Source organism: Pseudomonas sp. 67(2021) (assembly GCF_017491835.1).
Classification (GTDB): domain Bacteria; phylum Pseudomonadota; class Gammaproteobacteria; order Pseudomonadales; family Pseudomonadaceae; genus Aquipseudomonas; species Aquipseudomonas atacamensis.
The window spans coordinates 1-3,877 of sequence record NZ_JAFGYL010000049.1 but is presented as its reverse complement, the minus strand read 5'-3'; the positions used below and the strand labels follow the sequence as shown (position 1 = coordinate 3,877).

General features: G+C 46.2%; 4 protein-coding genes. 2 read left to right on the top strand and 2 right to left on the bottom strand.

What is annotated here, in order from left to right:
* Both J5M66_RS26410 and J5M66_RS26405 read left to right on the top strand, forming a co-directional pair.
* Positions 1–807, top strand: an 807-nt coding sequence (locus J5M66_RS26410; protein ID WP_207817523.1) for a DUF4393 domain-containing protein, incomplete at its 5' end; no start/stop codon positions are given.
* Positions 808–1,075: 268 nt separating this feature from the next.
* Positions 1,076–1,702 carry a recombinase family protein gene (locus J5M66_RS26405; RefSeq protein ID WP_207809200.1) on the top strand — a complete coding sequence of 209 codons (627 nt, stop codon included), beginning with the start codon at positions 1,076–1,078 and terminating at the stop codon, positions 1,700–1,702.
* Positions 1,703–2,431: 729 nt separating this feature from the next.
* Here the strand turns inward: J5M66_RS26405 and J5M66_RS26400 are convergent.
* Positions 2,432–3,343: a hypothetical protein gene (locus J5M66_RS26400; RefSeq protein ID WP_207809202.1), complete on the bottom strand. Its 912-nt coding sequence runs from the start codon at positions 3,341–3,343 to the stop codon at positions 2,432–2,434.
* A 113-nt stretch (positions 3,344–3,456) separates the two neighbouring features.
* Positions 3,457–3,877 (bottom strand): AAA family ATPase (locus tag J5M66_RS26395; protein WP_207817522.1); only part of this gene is annotated, 421 nt, incomplete at its 5' end.

Here is a 3,877-nt window from a genome sequence, read left to right as displayed (position 1 = left end):
GCTGAAGGTGCTGCCGGAAAAACAAAAGATGTAATAGACGCAGTGACAGGCCTTGTGCAGGCCGTTCCTATCTACGATGACCTAGCAAGACCGGCTGCAAAGCAACTCGGCAAAGCATTGGAGACGGTTGCCAAAACGGTCAATATGGCTCTGGCCCCTGTAGGCCTGATGATCTGGGGCTACGAACAGATTCAAGAGTTCGTTTCAGGAAAAGTTGCGGAACGATTGAAGAACGTACCGCCCGAAGCAATCATTCAACCTGGGCTCAACATTGCAGGCCCTGCTCTAGAGGCACTCAGATATACAGGGCACAGCGATTCACTATCCGATATGTATGCCAACCTTCTGGCTAGCGCCATGAATGTGGTTACGGCTAATCAAGCCCACCCAGCTTTCGTAGAAATTATCAAACAGTTGACGTCTGACGAGGCGAAACTCATGAAGCTATTCGCCAACAACAGAATGCACCCTATATTGACAGTCTTAGAGCGCAAAACAAACGTCGGTACACGTGAGCAGCTTGTCTATTTTTCAACATTCTCAAATTCTGCAGGAATCGCCATTCCCGACAATCTACCTAGTTACTTCAATAATTTGTGTAGGCTGGGGCTCACCGAAATTCCCGAAGGATTGTACCTTTCTGAAGACGACCCCTATGAGGGATTGGAATCTGAACCAATCGTCAGACAGACCGTTTCAGTGATAAATCAAATGCCAGACGTCAAGGCGGAAATAATAAGACAAATCATTCGCCCGACCCAATTAGGGCAGCAATTCATTAGAGCTTGCGTCCAATCTAACGGGTGACAGGACAGGACAGGACAGGATAGTAAAATTTTCCTTTTTGCTTCCCGTCACTACCGGTGTCAGGTACCGAGATTGATTTGACATCATTCGTAGCCTAGCCTCCGCTGAATTTCGACCAGCTATCCGTGCTATCAGAAAAGTAGACCTATCCGGTAGTGCAGCGGACGCTCCGCAGTGGCGAAAATATACTATCAGTAATGTCTTTAAAATAGGCTAATGATAGTTTATCATAGCTCTATCAGATCAAGACTCCAAAGGATAGCCAGCCATGAACGCCCACTTGTACCTCCGTGCATCGACCAAAGACCAAGACGCCAACCGTGCAAAAGTGGCCTTGGAGCAGTTCGCCGTCGAGAAGGGTTTGAACATCGTTGGCGTGTATGCAGAGAACATCAGCGGAACCAAGCTCAATCGTCCTGAGTTGCTTGCCTTGCTCGATACTGCCGAGAGGGGAGACGTGCTATTGGTTGAGTCTGTAGACCGCCTGAGTCGCCTCTCACAGGCTGACTGGGACATCCTCAAAGCCACCATCAAAGCCAAGGGACTTCGGTTGGTTGTAGCTGATCTGCCTACCAGTCACATGCTGGTTGAAGCCAAAGGAATCACCGGGCAAATTATGGATGTGATCAACAACATGTTGATTGATTTGATGGCAACCATGGCTCGATTGGATCAAGAGAAACGTGTGGAACGCATCAAGCAGGGTTTGGAAAACAAGAAAGCTGCTGACCCTGAATGGAAGCCATCAGGTAAAGGAAGGAACGTTGCCAAATGGTCGGAGGTACAGGCGCTGATGCAGAAACATCCAACCATGTCCGCTGATCAGATTGCCAAACTGGCTGATTGTGGTGTCGCTACTGTCTATCGGATCAAGCGAGAAACAGCGGCAGCCTAATGTCTCACCCGGTCGATGTTTGGGGGGGCGTGCCCCAACTTATTTCTGGTTCCGCTTGGGCCTCTCTGGCTGAGGCGGGATTTCGTTGCTTGATAGCACTGGCTTTCACCCCAGTATTTCAGAGGATGCGCTCAAGTTAATATTTCGGGACGAAAACCCAGACTTATAAAAAGATGAAGATGAAAATTTTGGGCGGGGTAGTTTTTTGTGCAGAAAAAGTTCTTGATCACTTCTTGCAGGGAAACGCCCTCATATAGGAAATTAGCGTCAGAGCAGCGGCGGGTAGGTGAAGTTGGTCTGGATGATCTTGCAGGTACTTCACTACGATCCTGGCCTTCTGGATGTTGGTAGTCCCATTTGCGGGGTAGCAAGTTTTCATATCGGCGGACACTGAGTCGTTCAACACCAGAATCGCCCCCTCTACACCCTCAACAATCCCCGTGCACTGGCCTACATCAAATGGGTCAATCTTCTTACTGTTATCGTCTGAGAATCTGATCGTTGTCTGGCAGGCACTGAGCAGCCCATTCCCGTCTAAAGCCATGGCACTACCACTCGTCATTAGCCCCAGCAGTGCAGCTACCGCTATCCGTACTTTCATAGCACTTTTCTCCGTGACCAAGTTTCGGTTCAGAACGATTATCTACCAGTGACTCCGATAGGCAGTCTCGAATTTCGTGCTGTGTTACATCTTTAGCTAATTGAAGATTATTCGTTTTCTCGCGAGTGCTATGAAAGAGTCCGTCGCATGCTTATGCCCCAGTCGGTAACAGTTCTTGAAATGTTATAAAGTTCTACGTCAAGATGGTCGTCCAGTAGTTCACGGAGTTTGTGTGGGGTTGTCTTCTCAAGATAGTTTTTCGTTTTTTGTATCAGATTGCTAAAAGTTCCGCATAGGTTTGCATCATCTTCCAGGTGATAGAACTCTCTCCAGAAGTTGTCTTGATAAGTTTCGTCTTGTTCTTTTGCGGCTTTGACAGTTAATCCTTTTTTGTGGTCTGGATATCCCTTGTATTTCCGACACGCAGGATTGTTGTAAATTGCACCATAAGAGTGGTCTGGATAAAGAATGTTTATTAGGCTGACCGGTATGAGGTTTTCGATTTCATGAACATTAAGTATCTCTAGATGGTAGCCTGCATTTAGTCCCTTTGAATACTTGTTGAAGTGTTGGGACGTTGCACCGAAACATCCTTTTGGGTGTTTCTTGTCGCTGTCAATAAAACATAGGAGTGGGCGCTTTTCTTCCAGATATCGAGCAAATTTTTTTACAGTATCAGAACCTCCACCTCCTTGCGTTTCAAGCCTAAGCGTGTAAGACGACCTTAAGTTTTTTCTATCAGAGAAGAATGCATTCGAGAACGATTGATAGATTGCAGCATCAATCTCATTTTCTGTTAGCATTACTGGTTCTAACAAAAATCTCTCATCCAGTGCATTTTCGTATCCTGCAATAAGCTCGTTTCTATCTAGTCTTAGGGAGTGTCGGGTTGAGAAGTCTATTACGATGCGGAAGTTGAACTCGCTTTCCAATAGATTTTTGGAGAATACCGCGGCTGATTTTAACTCATAAAGAGCTCGCTTGGCATAGCTGCTGAAGCAAGTGAGAGTTAACAGTTCTTCGACTAAACCTACAGGCATCCACAAAACATGAACACCGCGCCCATAAGTCCAAAGTAGCCGTTCTAACGCGGCTTCTTGCGTCGCGGTTAAGGAGGAGATATTAGGAATTTCTCTTACGAATATTATCATAGTTAGGCAGAAAGAAAACCAGCAGGCCAATTGGTCAGATACCCTTCACTATCAAAACCTGAAAGAGTGATATCTGTGCAGTCATTATCATTTTTTTCAAAAAGTGTAATGTTGATGTCGTCGCCAGTGATAATATTTCGTCTTACGCCTTCTCCAATCGCCTCGATCATTTGGCTGCTATGAGTTTCAATAACAATTCTAAAGTCTCGAGATTTTGACATGCTGGCTATTTGAGCTAGTGCAGCACCGAATTTATATTGGAGTGCGGGGTGGAGATGGAGTTCTGGTTGTTCAATTACCAAGGTTCGAGAATGGCTAGGCATAAACCCTCGTGGGTATCTATCTGCTGTAGCCTCAAGCTCTAACCACATTGACACAATGACGGGGAGTATTTGTGAGTATCCAAAACCCATGTCGCTAATG

What these genes read in the sequence shown, in the direction of transcription:
- J5M66_RS26400 (WP_207809202.1), bottom strand. Translation starts at nt 3,343, where the DNA reads ATGCCTGTAGGTTTAGTCGAAGAACTGTTAACTCTCACTTGCTTCAGC.
- J5M66_RS26405 (WP_207809200.1), top strand. Translation starts at nt 1,076, where the DNA reads ATGAACGCCCACTTGTACCTCCGTGCATCGACCAAAGACCAAGACGCC.